Origin of the sequence: Enterovirga aerilata, from assembly GCF_013044135.1 — a bacterium.
GTDB lineage: Bacteria > Pseudomonadota > Alphaproteobacteria > Rhizobiales > Beijerinckiaceae > Enterovirga > Enterovirga aerilata.
On record NZ_JABEPP010000001.1, the window covers coordinates 1,016,674 to 1,030,744 of the forward strand.

16 protein-coding genes are annotated in these 14,071 nt (G+C 69.6%); 13 read left to right on the top strand and 3 right to left on the bottom strand.

All coding sequences use genetic code 11. The features are described from left to right. Nucleotides 1-9: 9 nt before the first annotated feature. The gene (locus HJG44_RS05010; protein WP_346767089.1) at nt 10-546 is read right to left on the bottom strand and encodes a DUF924 family protein; all 537 of its coding nucleotides are present in this window, start codon (nt 544-546) and stop codon (nt 10-12) included. 200 nt (nt 547-746) lie between these two features. On the opposite strand from HJG44_RS05010, the gene HJG44_RS05015 reads away from it, so the two are divergent. The 10 genes from HJG44_RS05015 (at nt 747) to HJG44_RS05060 (ending at nt 10,290) form a co-directional block, all read left to right on the top strand. Beyond that, on the top strand, nt 747-1,382 hold the full coding sequence (locus tag HJG44_RS05015) for a TetR/AcrR family transcriptional regulator (protein ID WP_346767090.1): 636 nt from the start codon (nt 747-749) through the stop codon (nt 1,380-1,382). Between the two features lie 16 nt (nt 1,383-1,398). Further along, nucleotides 1,399-2,418, top strand: coding sequence for a ketol-acid reductoisomerase (gene ilvC / locus HJG44_RS05020; protein WP_171217181.1), 1,020 nt, complete (start codon nt 1,399-1,401; stop codon nt 2,416-2,418). Between the two features lie 143 nt (nt 2,419-2,561). Next, nucleotides 2,562-2,996 carry a nuclear transport factor 2 family protein gene (locus tag HJG44_RS05025; RefSeq protein WP_171217182.1) on the top strand — a complete coding sequence of 145 codons (435 nt, stop codon included), beginning with the start codon at nt 2,562-2,564 and terminating at the stop codon, nt 2,994-2,996. 82 nt (nt 2,997-3,078) lie between these two features. Beyond that, entirely contained in the window at nt 3,079-3,486 is a 408-nt protein-coding gene (locus tag HJG44_RS05030; RefSeq protein WP_171217183.1) for a nuclear transport factor 2 family protein, read from the top strand. After that, on the top strand, nt 3,483-4,250 hold the full coding sequence (locus tag HJG44_RS05035) for an FkbM family methyltransferase (protein WP_171217184.1): 768 nt from the start codon (nt 3,483-3,485) through the stop codon (nt 4,248-4,250). Before HJG44_RS05030 ends, HJG44_RS05035 begins: the two co-directional genes overlap by 4 nt. Before the next feature lie 84 nt (nt 4,251-4,334). Beyond that, entirely contained in the window at nt 4,335-6,185 is a 1,851-nt protein-coding gene (locus tag HJG44_RS05040) for a patatin-like phospholipase family protein (protein WP_171217185.1), read from the top strand. A gap of 55 nt (nt 6,186-6,240) precedes the next feature. After that, the gene (locus tag HJG44_RS05045) at nt 6,241-7,059 is read left to right on the top strand and encodes an ABC transporter ATP-binding protein (protein WP_210260903.1); all 819 of its coding nucleotides are present in this window, start codon (nt 6,241-6,243) and stop codon (nt 7,057-7,059) included. Next, nucleotides 7,059-7,844: an ABC transporter permease gene (locus tag HJG44_RS05050; protein ID WP_171217187.1), complete on the top strand. Its 786-nt coding sequence runs from the start codon at nt 7,059-7,061 to the stop codon at nt 7,842-7,844. Before HJG44_RS05045 ends, HJG44_RS05050 begins: the two co-directional genes overlap by 1 nt. A gap of 75 nt (nt 7,845-7,919) precedes the next feature. Beyond that, nucleotides 7,920-8,948: an ABC transporter substrate-binding protein gene (locus HJG44_RS05055; protein WP_171217188.1), complete on the top strand. Its 1,029-nt coding sequence runs from the start codon at nt 7,920-7,922 to the stop codon at nt 8,946-8,948. 103 nt (nt 8,949-9,051) lie between these two features. Beyond that, nucleotides 9,052-10,290, top strand: coding sequence for an MFS transporter (locus HJG44_RS05060; protein WP_171217189.1), 1,239 nt, complete (start codon nt 9,052-9,054; stop codon nt 10,288-10,290). On the opposite strand, the gene HJG44_RS05065 is transcribed toward HJG44_RS05060, so the two are convergent. Next, nucleotides 10,283-10,798: a DedA family protein gene (locus tag HJG44_RS05065; RefSeq protein WP_171217190.1), complete on the bottom strand. Its 516-nt coding sequence runs from the start codon at nt 10,796-10,798 to the stop codon at nt 10,283-10,285. The genes HJG44_RS05060 and HJG44_RS05065 overlap by 8 nt on opposite strands. A gap of 68 nt (nt 10,799-10,866) precedes the next feature. On the opposite strand from HJG44_RS05065, the gene pdxY reads away from it, so the two are divergent. The 3 genes from pdxY to HJG44_RS05080 are packed head-to-tail and all read left to right on the top strand — an operon-like array spanning nt 10,867 to nt 13,352. Continuing rightward, nucleotides 10,867-11,715 (top strand): pyridoxal kinase PdxY, encoded by an 849-nt coding sequence (pdxY, locus tag HJG44_RS05070; RefSeq protein WP_171217191.1) that lies wholly within the window; start codon nt 10,867-10,869, stop codon nt 11,713-11,715. Nucleotides 11,716-11,742: 27 nt separating this feature from the next. After that, the gene (locus tag HJG44_RS05075; protein WP_171217192.1) at nt 11,743-12,645 is read left to right on the top strand and encodes a PhzF family phenazine biosynthesis protein; all 903 of its coding nucleotides are present in this window, start codon (nt 11,743-11,745) and stop codon (nt 12,643-12,645) included. Beyond that, entirely contained in the window at nt 12,642-13,352 is a 711-nt protein-coding gene (locus tag HJG44_RS05080; protein ID WP_171217193.1) for an NUDIX hydrolase, read from the top strand. Before HJG44_RS05075 ends, HJG44_RS05080 begins: the two co-directional genes overlap by 4 nt. Here HJG44_RS05080 and HJG44_RS05085 read toward each other — a convergent pair. Next, nucleotides 13,343-13,678, bottom strand: a complete 336-nt coding sequence (locus tag HJG44_RS05085; RefSeq protein ID WP_171217194.1) for a hypothetical protein — start codon at nt 13,676-13,678, stop codon at nt 13,343-13,345. The genes HJG44_RS05080 and HJG44_RS05085 overlap by 10 nt on opposite strands. Nucleotides 13,679-14,071: the final 393 nt, after the last annotated feature.

Consider the following 14,071-nt stretch of genomic DNA (forward strand, 5'->3'; position numbering starts at 1 on the left):
GATTCCCGGTCAGCCCCGGAACGGGTCCGTCTCCAGGTAAGCCGCCTCCTCGGGCGTCGTCTTGCGGCCAAGGACTTCGTTGCGGTGGGGAAATCGCCCGAACCGGGCGATGACGTCCCGGTGATGACGAGCCCATTTCAGGTTCTCGGGATCGCCATGCGCCTCGTAGATCCGAACCGAGCGTTCCTGCGCCGCGAGGTCCTCCGCGTGCATGAAGGGCAGGTAGAAGAATTGCCTCAGCTCCCTCGGGACGTCCTTGTCATAGCCCTTCGCGAGCGCCCGCTCTGCGGCCTCGCGGGCGAGGGGGTCCGTCGCCCAGGTGCGCGGGTCGCCGCGGAACATGTTGCGCGGCATCTGGTCGAGCAGGATCACGAGCGCCAGCGCCCCCTCGGCCGAGCCTTCCCAGGCTGCGAGTTCGCCCCGGGCGGCGGCCTCGTAGGCCGGAAGGAAGCGCTCGCGGCAGAGCGCATCGAACTCCGCGCTCTTCGTGAACCAGGCGCCAGGCCCGGCTTCGGTCCAGAATGCGACGATCTCCTGCGGTGTCACGCCGTTCTCCAAGCTCGCCTCCCGATCACGTGGCCCGGCGCCCGGCGTAGCACGATCTCACGCCCGCGCAGCCGGCGTGAATGCATTCCGGCATTTGCGCTTGACCGAGCCGACCCCGTCCCCTAATCGACCGGGCATCGTACCGTACGTTACGGTACTGCCCTGGCGGCGCCGGCCGTCTTCGCACGGGAACGGCAGGCGTGGAGCTCACGGAACGGCAGCAGGAAGTGCTCGACGCTGCGCTTGCGCTTCTGGTCGAGCGCGGCGAGGCGCCGACCATGAACGCCGTCGCCGAGCGCGCCAGCTGCTCGAAGGAGACGCTGTACAAGTGGTTCGGCGGCCGTGAGGGCCTGCTGACGGCGACCGTGCAGCGTCAGGCCTCGCAGGTGCAGGGCCTGCCGGTCCCGGAAAGCGGCGTCGACGAGGAGGTGCTGCGCACGAGCCTCGTCCAGTTCGCCCGCAACTGGCTGCGGACGATCACGGGAGAGGCCTCGATCGCGCTGAACCGTCTCGCCGTGGGAGAGGCCGGGATCGAGGGGCGGGCGCTCGGCCGGATCGTGCTGGAGAACGGCCCCCTGGCGATGCGGCGGCGTCTCGAGCCCGTGCTGGAGGCGGGCCGCGATGCGGGGCTGCTCGACTTCGCCGACAGCGAGGAGGCGTTCCGCGTCTTCTTCGGGCTGGTCGTGCGGGACACCCAGATCCGGCTGCTGCTCGGGGACGCGAAGCGGCCGAGCCGGCAGGCTATCGACGATCATGCCGTCCAGGCGACGGCGCAGTTCTTCGCCCTGTTCGGGGCGGATCACCGCGGGGCCGATGGGCGGCGCCGCAAGACTTGAGCCGGAGGAAGCCTCTATGCGCGTCTATTACGATCGGGACGCCGACATCAATCTGATCAAGGGCAAGAAGGTCCTGATCGTCGGCTATGGCAGCCAGGGCCACGCGCATGCGCAGAACCTGCGCGATTCCGGCGTGAAGGAGATCGCGATCGCCCTGAAGGCGGGATCGCCTACGCGCGCCAAGGCGGAGGGTGCCGGCTTCAAGGTCTTCACGCCTGCCGAGGGCGCGAAATGGGCCGACCTCGTGATGATGCTCACGCCGGACGAGCTTCAGGCCGACATCTACCGGGACGAGCTGCACGAGAACATGAAGGAGGGTGCGGCGCTCCTCTTCGCGCATGGGCTGAACGTCCACTTCAACCTGATCGAGCCGCGCAAGGACCTCGACGTGCTCATGGTGGCGCCGAAGGGACCCGGCCATACGGTCCGCTCCGAGTACCTGCGCGGCGGCGGCGTGCCGACCCTCATCGCCATCCACCAGGACGCGACCGGGAACGCGCATGACCTCGGCCTCTCCTACGCTTCGGCCAATGGCGGCGGCCGCGCCGGCATCATCGAGACGAACTTCAGGGAGGAATGCGAGACCGACCTCTTCGGCGAGCAGGTCGTGCTCTGCGGCGGTCTGGTCGAGCTGATCAAGGCCGGCTTCGAGACGCTGGTCGAGGCGGGCTACGCCCCCGAGATGGCCTATTTCGAGTGCCTGCACGAGGTGAAGCTGATCGTCGACCTCATCTACGAGGGCGGCATCGCGAACATGAACTACTCGATCTCGAACACGGCCGAGTACGGCGAATACGTCACGGGTCCGCGCATCATCACGGACGAGACCAAGGCGGAGATGCGGCGGGTACTGAAGGACATTCAGTCGGGCAAGTTCACTCGCGACTGGATGCTGGAGAACCGGGTCAACCAGACCTCGTTCAAAGCGACGCGCGCCCGCATGGCCTCCCATCCGATCGAGGAGGTGGGCGAGCGCCTGCGCGGCATGATGCCGTGGATCAAGGAGAAGGCGCTCGTCGACAAGAGCCGGAACTGAAGATTTCGAGGCCGCCGCGAAGGCGGCCTTCCCGTCCCGGAGGGCGGGGGATCTCGCGCCGCGCGGGGTCCCCCAGTCAAGGCCTTTTGCGTTCGGTTCGTCTGTCTCTACTCTGACGCGCAACAAGCGCGAGGGAGGGGCAGATGGCGGACAAGGCTGCGCTCGAGAGGGTGATCCGCGAGATCTACGATGCGCGGATTCGCGGCGATGTCGACGGCATCCTCCGGCACACGGCCGAGAGCGTCGAGTTCTCGATCGCGGGCTGCGGCGCCTCGAGCGCGATCCCGTGCAGCGTCACCGGCCAAGCGCCGCTGCGGGATCTGATGCGGCACTTGATCTCGGCTTTCGAGTTCCGCAACGGCCGCATCCTCGACCTGATGATCGACGGTGACCGGGCCATCGTGCATTGGCGCGTGCATGTGAAGGCGCCGGCTTCCGGCGAGGAGGCCCATACCGAACTCGTCGACCTGATCCGGTTCTCGGGAGAGAAGGTGCTGTCCTTCAGGCAGTTCGCGGACACCGCGCTCGCGAGCCGGCTGCTGGCACCGACCCGCCAGGCCGCCGCCGAGGCCGGATGAGGGCGGCCCGGCACGTCCCGTTACGGACCATGGTTGGCCTCGCGGTTGGCGGAGCGCTAGTCTCCTTCCAGCGGAGGGGGTCATGGAGGAGAGGGCGGAAATCGAGGCTGTCCTGAGGGCGGCGTACGACGCGCGGCGGCGAGGCGACCTGGACGGCGTCATGGCGCATTTTTCGCCCCGGGCGGAATTCATGCTCTTGGGCTCGCCGGCTGCAAGCCCGGTCCCGCTGAGCGCGCTCGGCATCGCGGCCGTGCGGGAGGTGCTGCGGCGGCTCATGGCGAGCTTCGAGTTCCACGACCTGGAACTGCGCACGGTTCTCGTCGAAGGGAACAGGGCGGCGGTCCATTGGAGCGCCCGCGTGCGGGCCCCCGCAAGCGGGCTCGAGGCTTCGACCGAGCTTCTCGACCTCGTCCGGCTGGAGGCGGGGAAGATCGTGTCCTTCAAGCAGTTCGCCGACACGGCGCTCGCCTCCCGGCTGCTTCGCGCATGACGCGAGCCGCGCGGCGGGTGGCGATTGGGGCGCATGCAATCCTCGTCGCCGACGACCAGCCGACCTTCTGGAACCGGGTCGAGGCCGGCACCTGGGAACCGGGCACGCTGCGCGTCCTCGAGGCCTGCCTTGGGCCGGGCTCTCTGTTCGTGGATATCGGCGCCTGGGTCGGAACGCTTAGCCTCTACGCCGCTTCGCTCGGCGCGGAGGTCGTGGCGCTCGAGGCCGATCCCCGGGCGCTGGATCAGCTTCGGCGCAACCTGGACGCCAATCCGCTCCTGGCCGAGCGCGTCAGGGTGATCGGGCGGGCGCTTTCGGCGGATGGAGCTGCGGTCGGCATGGGCGCGCCCCGCAAGGCCGGCGATTCGATGTCGAGCACGCTGCTGGCCGGCAGGGGCGAGACCTGGACCAGCCCCGGCATCGGCGCGCGCGAGCTCGCGTCCGAGCTCGGCGGCCGCCGTCCGGACCTCGTCAAGCTCGACATCGAGGGTGGGGAATACGCTGTCCTGCCGACGCTCGGGCCGCTGCTCGGATCGGGCTCGCCGCTGCTTCTCGCCCTTCACCCGGAGAGCCTGGGTGCCTCCGGGGAGGCGGATGTCGCCGCCGCGACCCGGAGAGCGCTCGCCGGCCTGCACGGGCGGGACGTGGCGCGCGTCGAGGCAGGCGGGCTCGTGCCGGCGGAACTCGGCGACATCGCGGCCGCCCGCGCCGCGGAATGGCTGCTGACCTCCCCGGACGGCGAGGCTACACGGCCAAGCCCTTGACTTCCGGCGAGGCTCGACGCCGCTTATCCCGAAGGCCTCGCCGGGCCGGCGGCGCACCGGCGGGGCGGGCTTCGGGGGAAGCTGATGGCGGATGATCTCGCGGGTCCCAGGCAGCATCGCGAGGAGCTGCGCGCCGCCTTCCGCGAGTTCTTCAAGACGCCGGACGACAGCCTCTTCGAGCAGGTCGAGAAGGACCTGACCGTGCTGGCGCTCCGGGCCGGCGAGACGCTCGTGCGCGAGGACGAACGCTCGGAGGAGCTGTTCTTCGTGGTGAGCGGCCGCCTGCGCGCCACCCGCAGGCTCGGACAGCTGAAGCAGCTCCTGGGGGAGATCGTCCGCGGCGAGACTGTGGGCGAGCTCGCGCTCATCACGGGCGAGCCGCGATCGGCGACGGTCGTCGCGGTACGCGATTCGCTGGTCGCCCGGATGAGGCGCCCGACCTTCGAGCGGATCCTCGCCGGGGGGCCGGCGATCTCGATGAGCGTGATGCGCACCATCATCGAGCGCTTCCGCCGCGAGGAGACCCGCCGCCGGGCCTCCGGACGGGTCACGATCTGCATCCTGCCGGTGACCGCCGTGAAGGACCTGCGCGGCTTCGCCAACGCGCTCACGGACGCGGTCGGCTCCTTCGGCGGCAGCGTGCGGCTGCTGACGGCGGAGGATTACGAGGCGCTGCCCGCGGCCGACCGGGCCGAGCAGGGCAATCCGCACGGCTCGCTCGCCAGGTGGTTCGACGCCGCGGAGGTGACGAGCGCGGCCCTGCTCATGCTCGCCGACCGCGATGCGACAGATTGGACGCGCGCCTGCCTGCGCCGCGCGGACGAGATCCTCCTCTTGGCGGATGCGGAAGCGTCCGTGGAGGTGTCGGAGGTCGAGTCGCGCCTGCTCGACGACGGCAGCAGTGCGGTCAGACCCGTGCAGAGCCTCGTCCTGCTGCATGACGCGGTGAAGCGGAGCCCGCTCGGCACCCGCGCCTGGCTCGACCGCCGGGCGGTGGCCCGCCATATCCACATCCGCCCGGCGCTCGACCGCGACCTGAAGCGTCTTGCCCGTCTGGTGACGGGGCGGGCCGTGGGGCTCGTGCTCTCGGGCGGCGGGGCGCGCGGCTTCGCGCATGTCGGCGTCATGAACGCGCTCAGCGACGCCGGACTGGTGGTCGACGTCGTGGGCGGCGCCAGCATCGGGTCCGTCATGGGCGGCCTGCGGGCCATGGACCTGGTCGGGGAGGACCTGGTTCGTGCCGCGCGCCGCATCTTCGTGGAGCACGGCACGCCCACGGGCGACTACAACCTCTTTCCCCTGATCTCGCTGGCCAAGGGCAAGCGGACGCGCCGCATCATCGAGGCGGCGGTCGCCGAGATCGCCGGGCGCGACATCGGCGTCGAAGATACCTGGATCACCTATTTCTGCGTCGCGGCGAACTATTCCACGGCATCCGAGGCGGTGCTGACGCATGGCTCCCTGTCGCGGAGCCTGCTTGCGAGCTTCGCCATCCCGGGCGCGCTCCCGCCGGTCGTGATCGACGGGCACCTCTATGTGGACGGCAGCACCGTCAACAACCTGCCGGTCGACGTGATGCAGCGCTACGGCGTCTCGAAGGTGGTGGCCGTCGACCTCCAGACGGACCGGATCCGCAAGGTCGATTTCGACCGCATGCCGAACACCCTGTCGCTCCTCCTGGACAAGCTCAGGGGGCCTAGGCGCCACTACGACCTTCCGACCCTTCCCGAGATGTTGCTGAATGCCAGCGCGCTGCAATCCACCGGCCGCCAGCGCGAGATGCGGGCCAAGGCCGACCTCTGCGTGAGGCCGCGGCTGAACGGCGTCGGCCTTCTCGACTGGAACAGGTTCGACGAAGCGGTCCGGGGCGGCTACGAAACGGCGCGGGAGGACGTCGCGCTGCTCGATCCGCGCGAGCTGGTCGCCTATCGCTAGGAAGCCGCTCGGCCGGAAGGTCGAGGGTGGGAGTCGGAACAGGGCAGCGATGTTGATGCAGACGCCTTCGTCGGGGAGTGCGGCCGTGAGGCTGGACGGGGTCGCGATCACCTTCCCGCTGAAGGGGGGTGCCGTCTACTGCGCCGTCGAGGGGATCGATCTCGCGGTCGGCCCCGGCGAGTTCGTCGCGATCGTCGGGCCGACCGGATGCGGAAAGTCCACTCTCCTCAACGCCTCGGCGGGCCTTCTCGCCCCGAGCGCCGGCCGCGTGGACGTCTTCGGCCAGCCGCTCTCCGGCCTGAACGGCCGCGCCGGATACCTCTTCCAGGCCGACGCGCTGATGCCCTGGAAGAGCGCCCTCGACAACGTCGCGGTCGCGCTCGAGCCGAAGGGCGTGCCGCGCCGCGAGGCGCTGGACCAGGCGCGGGCCTGGCTCGGCCGCGTGGGCCTGAAGAGTTTCGTCGAATCCTATCCGCACATGCTCTCCGGAGGGCAGCGCAAGCGCGTGGCGCTCGCCCAGATGCTGATCCGGGATCCCGAGATCCTTCTGATGGACGAGCCCTTCGGGCCGCTCGATGCGCAGACGCGCCAGCTCATGGGCAACCTGCTCCTCAAGCTCTGGGCGGCCGACCGGAAGGCGTGCCTCTTCGTGACGCACGACCTGGAGGAGGCGATCGCGCTGGCCGACCGCGTCGTCGTCATGTCGGCCGGTCCCGCCGCCCGGATCATCGGCGACTTTCCGGTCCCGCTGGCCCGCCCGCGCGACACCGCCGAGATCCGGCTCGATCCGGATTTCCACCGCATCCATAAGGAGATATGGGCCAGCCTTCGCACGGAAGTACAGAAGGCCTACGGGGCCGAGGAGATCGCCTGATGAACCGCGCCAAGCTCCTCGTCCTGCAGGTCCTCGTGGCCGTGGCGCTGCTGGTCGTCTGGCACGTCGTGACGGTCTATCCGATCGTCGGCCAGCCGAAGAACCTCCAGTTCTTCTTCTCGACGCCGCTCGACGTGCTCTCGCGCGTCTGGCGCGAGCTCTCGGGCGGCGAGATCTGGGGCCATCTCTGGATCACGCTGCAGGAGACGATCCTCGCCTTCGTGTTCGGGGCGGGCGGCGGCATCCTGGTCGGCTTCGTGTTCGCCCGGAACGACCTCCTGGCGGCGGTCTTCGACCCCTACATCAAGGCGGCTAACGCATTGCCGCGCGTGGTGCTCGCCCCTATTTTCGCGCTGTGGTTCGGCCTCGGCATCTGGTCGAAGGTGGCGCTCGGCTTCACGCTCGTCTTCTTCATCGTCTTCTTCAACGTGTACCAGGGCGTGCGCGAGGTCTCGCCCACCGTCCTGGCCAATGCCCGCATGCTCGGCATGAACGAGCGCCAGCTCCTGCGCCACGTCTACTGGCCGGCCGCGCTCACCTGGATGTTCTCCTCCCTCCACACCTCCGTCGGCTTCGCGCTCGTCGGCGCGGTGGTGGGCGAGTATCTCGGCTCCTCCGCCGGCCTGGGCTACAAGATCCACGAGGCCGAGAGCGTGTTCGACGTCACGGGCGTCTTCGCCGGCATGTTCATCCTGGCGATCTTCGTGATCCTGATCGACTCGCTCGTGACGGTGATCGAGAACCGGCTCCTCGCCTGGCGGCCGGGACCTTCGGGGGCGCGGTAAGGATCGACGAAAGCGGCGATTGCGCCCTCGCGGCGCCTTGTGCGAGAGACGCCGCAAGACAATCGGAGGATCGCCATGGAACGCCGTTCATTCCTTGTTGGCGCCAGTGCGCTGACGCTCGCGGGGAGCCTGTCGGAGCGCAGCTTCGCCCAGGGAGCGGGCGCGCCCGAGAAGGCCAAGGTCACGCTCGGCGTCGGCGGCAAGCCACTCCTGTACTACCTCCCGCTGACGATCGCGGAGCGGCGCGGCTTCTTCAAGGAGGAAGGCCTCGATGTCGAGATCAACGATTTCGGCGGCGGCGCGAAGTCGCTCCAGGCCCTGATCGGCGGCTCGGTCGACGTGGTCACCGGCGCCTATGAGCACACCATCCGCATGCAGGCGAAGGGTCAGGAGATCCAGGCCGTCTGCGAACTCGGCCGCTTCCCAGCCATCGTCATCGCCGTGAAGACGGAGAAGGCCGGCGAGATCAAGACGATCGCGGATCTCAAGGGCAGGAAGGTCGGCGTGACGGCGCCGGGCTCCTCGACCGCGATCACGATGCAATACGCCCTGGTGAAAGCCGGGCTTAGGCCGAACGACGTTGCCTTCATCGGCGTGGGGGGCGGTGCCGGCGCCGTCGCGGCGATGCAGAAGGGCGAGATCGACGCCATCTCGCATCTGGACCCGGTCATCGCGAAGCTCGAGGGCGACGGCGCGATCAAGGTCCTCATCGATACCCGTACCGAGTCCGGCACGAAGGAGCTGTTCGGCGGCTCGAACCCGGCGGCCGTGGTCTATCTCAAGAAGGACTTCATCGCCGCGAACCCGAACACGACGCAGCGGCTCGTCAACGCGCATGTGAAGGCGCTGAAATGGCTCGCCTCGGCCACTCCCGAACAGGTCGCCGACACGGTGCCCGGCGAGTACCATCTCGGCGACAAGACCCTTTATCTCAGGGCCGTGAAGAATTCCCTCGAGAGCTATTCGCGCACCGGCATCATCCCGAAGGAAGGCCAGGAGAGCGTGCTCGACATGCTGCGCAAGCTCGATCCCGAGCTCGCCAGCGCCAAGATCGACCTCGCGGCGACCTTCACGGACCGTTTCGTGAAACAGGCCTCCGCCTGACCGAAGTCGCATAGTCCCGGCGCAGCGCAGCCTTGCGCCGGGCGCGTGCCGGCCGGCGCTCCCGGGCGTTTATGACGGGCGCCTGCCCGGAGACCGCCCGCCGATGAGTGCCGACACCGCCAATGCGGAGCTGCTGCCGCCTGCCGCTCCCAGGGCGGTGCGGCAGCAGGACAGCCTCGCGCTCGGCGCCATCGCGGCGATCAGCCTCTCGCACTGCCTGAACGACCTCATCCAGTCGCTCGTCCCGGCGATCTACCCGATCCTGAAGGAGAGCTATGCGCTCGACTTCGCTCAGATCGGGCTGATCACGCTGACGTTCCAGTTCACGGCCTCGCTGCTGCAGCCGCTCGTCGGCATGTACTCCGACCGCAGGCCCCAGCCCTTCTCGCTCGCGGTCGGGATGGGCTTCACGCTCGCGGGGCTCGTTCTCCTCGCCTATGCGGGCAGCTTCTGGGCGATCCTGTTCGCCGCCGCGCTCATCGGGACCGGCTCCGCCATATTCCATCCCGAGGCCTCGCGGATCGCCCGGGCGGCGTCCGGCGGCCGGCACGGACTGGCGCAGTCCGTGTTCCAGGTCGGCGGCAATTTCGGGCAGGCGGTCGGGCCCTTGCTCGCGGCCTTCATCGTCGTGCCGCGCGGCCAGGCGAGCGTCGTCTGGTTCTCGGCCGTGGCGCTTCTCGCCATCGCGATCCTGACCGCGGTCGGCCGATGGTATCGCCGCCACCTCGCCGCCGCGGCGTCCCGTCCGCGCCCGTCCGCGCCGCATCACGGGCTGTCCGGCCGCCGGGTCGCCTGGGCGATGGCGATCCTGGTCGCGCTCGTCTTCTCCAAGAATTTCTATTCGGCGAGCCTGACCTCCTACTACACGTTCTATCTCATCCATCGCTTCGGCGTGCCGGTGCAGACGGCGCAGATCTATCTCTTCGTGTTCCTGGGCTCGGTCGCGCTGGGCACGATCCTCGGCGGACCGATCGGCGACCGGATCGGCCGCAAGCTCGTGATCTGGGTGTCGATTCTCGGCGTCCTGCCCTTCGCGCTCGCACTGCCCTACGTCGACCTGACCTGGACCGTGATCCTGACGATCCCCATCGGGTTCATCATGGCCTCCTCCTTCCCGGCGATCGTCGTCTTTGCGCAGGAACTCCTGCCGGGGCGGATCGGCGTCGTCTCGGGGCTGTTCTTCGGCCTGTCTTTCGGCATGGGCGGGCTCGGCGCGGCAGTCTTCGGCGAACTCGCCGACCGGACCTCGATCGAGTTCGTGTATCAGGTCAGCGCGCTTCTCCCGGCGATAGGCGTCGTCGCGATCCTGCTGCCGAACCTGCGTCGCCGGGGCGTCACCTGAGAAGGCTACCGACGGTGCCAGACGCGTAGAAGACGCCGAAGCTCCAGCCGAGCGAGCCGACGAGGTTCGCGATGTGGAAGGGCAGGGGGGACATCTTCACGATCCCGGCGACCAGCGGCGCGAGCGGGCGCACCTGCCCCCAGAAATGGGAGATCAGGATGCCGACGGCTCCCCAGCGCTCGAAGAAGTCGTGCGTCTTCCGGACGAGATCCGGGCGGCGGTTCAGGGGCCAGCGCTCGAGAATCGCAGGGCCGAGCCACAGCCCGAGCCAGTACGAGACCCAGTACCCTGCAACGCTGCCGATGGTGGCCGTGAGCGCGAGCGGGACGAGGCCGATTCCCGCCGCTCCCGCCACCGCGCCGAGCGCCGTGAACAGCACCGTCGCGGGCGCGATGATCGACACGAAGGCCAGGCATTCGAGGAAGGCGATCACGAGGATCATCGGCAGGAGGAGGCTCTGGTTCGCCTGCGCGAAATCCGTGACGGTCTTGACGAATTCCTCAAGCATCCGGCCTAGCTCTCCGGCGGGCACCAGCCCCGCCTGCCCGCCATAGCCTCTTTTCGGCCGGAGCGCCCGTGAACATCCTGTCGATCCAGTCGCATGTCGCCTATGGCCATGTGGGCAACGCCTCGGCGACCTTTCCCATGCAGCGGCTCGGGCACGAGGTCTGGCCGATCCACACCGTCCAGTTCTCCAACCACACCGGCTACGGGTCCTGGACCGGCCGCGTCTTCGACGGGCAGGCCGTCGAGGAACTGGTGGACGGGATCGCGGCGCGCGGCGTGCTGCCCACCTGCGACGGCGTGCTCTCCGGCTATATGGGCTCGGCCGATATCGGCCAGGCGATCCTCGGCACGGTCGCCCGGGTGCGGGAGGCCAATCCGAAGGCGGTCTATTGTTGCGATCCGGTCATCGGCGATGTCGGCCGCGGAATCTTCGTGCGGCCCGGCATCCCGGAATTCATGCGCGACCACGCCGTCCCGGCCGCCGACCTCGTCACCCCGAACCAGTTCGAGCTCGAATACCTCACCGGGCGCGAGACGGGTACGGTCGCGGCCGCCAAGGCGGCCATCGCCACGCTGCAGGGGATCGGGCCGCGCGTCGTCCTGGTCACGTCCCTGCACACGGAGGAAACGCCGGCCGACGCGGTCGACCTCGCTGCCGGTGAAGCCGGGGACGTCTGGCGCGTCCGTACCCCGAGGCTCGGATTGTCGGTCAACGGTGCGGGCGACGCCATCGCGGCTCTGTTCCTCGTTCACCACCTCGCGACGGGCTCTGCCCGGGTCGCGCTCGAGCGCGCGGCCTCCTCCGTCTACGGCCTGCTCAAACGGACGGCGGAGGCCGGTTCGCGCGAGATCCTGACCGTTGCGGCGCAGGACGAGTTCGTCTCGCCCAGCTGGACCTTCGCGGCGGAGCCGGTCTAAGCCCGCCGCTCACCTCCGAGGTCCTCCATGCGCCGCCGCTTCGCCACGCTCGACGTGTTCACCACCCGCCGTTTCGCGGGCAACCCGCTGGCGGTCGTTCTCGACGCGGAGGGCCTCGACGGCGACGCCATGCAGACGATCGCCCGCGAGTTCAACCTGTCGGAGACGGTCTTCGTGCTGCCGCCCGAGGATGCGCGCCACAGGGCGAGGCTGCGCATCTTCACGCCCGGCCGCGAGCTGCCCTTCGCGGGCCACCCCACGGTGGGGACCGCCGTTCTGCTCGGTCTCGCCGGGCGGAACGGGGCCGACGCGCAGGCCTTCGGCCTGGAGGAGGGCGTCGGCGTGATCCCGTGCATCGTCGAACTGCGCGGCGAGGGGGCCGGCTATGCCCGCTTCCGCCTGCCGCGCCTGCCGGAGGTGATGGAAGGCGAGCCGGCGGTGGCGGATGCGGCCTGGGCGCTCGGGCTCGATCCGGAGGAGATCGGCTTCGCCCGGCACATGCCGAGCCGGCATTCGGCGGGGAACCCGTTCGACTTCGTGCCGGTCGCGTCCCGCGCCGCCGTGGCCCGCGCCCGCCCGAACGGCGAGGCTTTCGCCAAGGCGCTCGGGGCGGACGGGCCGGGGGTCTATGTCTATACCCGCGAGACGGCCGAGGCCGGCCACCATTTCCACGCGCGCATGTTCGGCTCGCCCCGGACCGGCATCCCCGAAGATCCGGCGACCGGTTCGGCGGCCGCGGCCTTCGCGGGCGTGCTCATGCAGTTCGAGCCGCTCGGCGAGGGCACCCATTCCGTCGTGATCGAGCAGGGCTACGAGATGGGACGGCCGAGCCAGATCGATCTGCAGATCGTGATCGCGAGCGGCGCGCTCACCGCGGCGGAGATCGGTGGCGGCGCGGTGCTCGTCTCCGAGGGCGAGATCGAGGCGTGAGCGAGATATGTCGGGTCGCGCAGGTCGAGGCGCGGCTCGTGGAGCATCGCTGGGCCTGGGCGGAGCGGAACCGCGCCGCCATCGCGGAGAACTGGGCGCGGCGGCGGGAGAGGACGCCCGCGATCTTCAACGGCCGCGTTCTCATGGTGGCCGGAACGGAGCGAAGCGGAGACAGGCTCCGGGCCGAGTTCTTCGCCGTCGACTATGCGGAGCTGATCGGCTGGATCGATGCGGGCCAGCCCGACCCGTCCGTCGCGAACGGCTTCGCCATGGGCGCGCTCCGGACGGCGGACGGAGCCTTCATCCTGGGACGCATGGCGGACCACACGGCCAATGCCGGCCGCCTCTATTTCCCCTGCGGCACGCCCGACCTCGCCGACGTGACCCCGTCAGGCGAGGTCGACCTCGCCGGGAGCCTCGTGCGCGAGATCGGGGAGGAGACGGGGCTGGGGACCGCGGAACTGGCCGTCGAGCCAGGCTGGACGATCGTCCGGGCGGCCGGGCTTCTCGCCTTCATGCGCCTCGTCCGGATCGGGCTCCGGGCCGAGGAGGCGCGGGCGCGCATCCTCGTCCATCTCGCGGCGGATCCGAAGCCGGAACTCTCCGACATCCGCATCGTGCGCGCGCTCGCCGATCTCGGCGATGCGCCGGTGCCGCCGGTCGTCCCGGCCTTTCTGCGCGACGCCTTCGGGCGCGATCAGCGATAGCCGTAGCGGGTTTTCGTCGAGGCAACGAGCGAGCGCGCCTCGCCGTCGCGTCCTGCCGCGCAGGCGCTCTCGGCGCGCCCGAGATCGGCCGTGGCGCGGCTATACACGCTCTGGCCGACATTGCCGGTATCGGCGTCGTTCTTCAGCACCGCCTTGAACTGCGCGATCTCGGCCGCGCAGCCCGCACCCTCGGGCATGCGGAAGGTGCTCGGGGTGACGCCCGGCGCGGCGCCCGGCGGCGGTGAGGGCGGCGTCGCGGCGGTCTGGTTGCAGGCCGCAAGGGCGAGGCAGGCGAGCGCTGCTGCGATGATGCTGGCGCGAGGCATGGGACAGGGGGCTCCGTCTGGATGGCGTCGGCCAAGTAGCATGATTGTCTGCGCCGTCCGACCCGCAGCCGCTTGGCGGTGCAGGGGACCGCTCGCCGTTGACTACTCCCGTGATATCGCACGAAGGGAGAGCGGGGGCGCGATGTGGATGTCGGGCGGAGCCCGACCTCGCGAGGTCAGAAACCCGGGAAAGCTCTCGAGAGCGTCAGAGCCGCAGCCAGGGCGACAAGCCCTGTGCCGATACTGAGGGCCGGGCGAACGAAGCGCACGTACGGTGCAGGCTCGTCGAGCAGCTCGAAACAGGCGGGTGTTGGCGCGGGTGCGGACCTTGCGAGTTCCTGCTCCAGTTTCACCAGAAGCTGATCGGACGCATCCAGCCGGCCGGCAGGCTCA

What these genes read in the sequence shown, in the direction of transcription:
- HJG44_RS05045 (WP_210260903.1), top strand. Translation starts at nt 6,241, where the DNA reads ATGCAGACGCCTTCGTCGGGGAGTGCGGCCGTGAGGCTGGACGGGGTC.
- HJG44_RS05055 (WP_171217188.1), top strand. Translation starts at nt 7,920, where the DNA reads ATGGAACGCCGTTCATTCCTTGTTGGCGCCAGTGCGCTGACGCTCGCG.
- HJG44_RS05050 (WP_171217187.1), top strand. Translation starts at nt 7,059, where the DNA reads ATGAACCGCGCCAAGCTCCTCGTCCTGCAGGTCCTCGTGGCCGTGGCG.
- HJG44_RS05025 (WP_171217182.1), top strand. Translation starts at nt 2,562, where the DNA reads ATGGCGGACAAGGCTGCGCTCGAGAGGGTGATCCGCGAGATCTACGAT.
- ilvC (WP_171217181.1), top strand. Translation starts at nt 1,399, where the DNA reads ATGCGCGTCTATTACGATCGGGACGCCGACATCAATCTGATCAAGGGC.
- HJG44_RS05060 (WP_171217189.1), top strand. Translation starts at nt 9,052, where the DNA reads ATGAGTGCCGACACCGCCAATGCGGAGCTGCTGCCGCCTGCCGCTCCC.
- HJG44_RS05065 (WP_171217190.1), bottom strand. Translation starts at nt 10,798, where the DNA reads ATGCTTGAGGAATTCGTCAAGACCGTCACGGATTTCGCGCAGGCGAAC.
- HJG44_RS05040 (WP_171217185.1), top strand. Translation starts at nt 4,335, where the DNA reads ATGGCGGATGATCTCGCGGGTCCCAGGCAGCATCGCGAGGAGCTGCGC.
- HJG44_RS05030 (WP_171217183.1), top strand. Translation starts at nt 3,079, where the DNA reads ATGGAGGAGAGGGCGGAAATCGAGGCTGTCCTGAGGGCGGCGTACGAC.
- HJG44_RS05035 (WP_171217184.1), top strand. Translation starts at nt 3,483, where the DNA reads ATGACGCGAGCCGCGCGGCGGGTGGCGATTGGGGCGCATGCAATCCTC.
- HJG44_RS05085 (WP_171217194.1), bottom strand. Translation starts at nt 13,678, where the DNA reads ATGCCTCGCGCCAGCATCATCGCAGCAGCGCTCGCCTGCCTCGCCCTT.
- HJG44_RS05075 (WP_171217192.1), top strand. Translation starts at nt 11,743, where the DNA reads ATGCGCCGCCGCTTCGCCACGCTCGACGTGTTCACCACCCGCCGTTTC.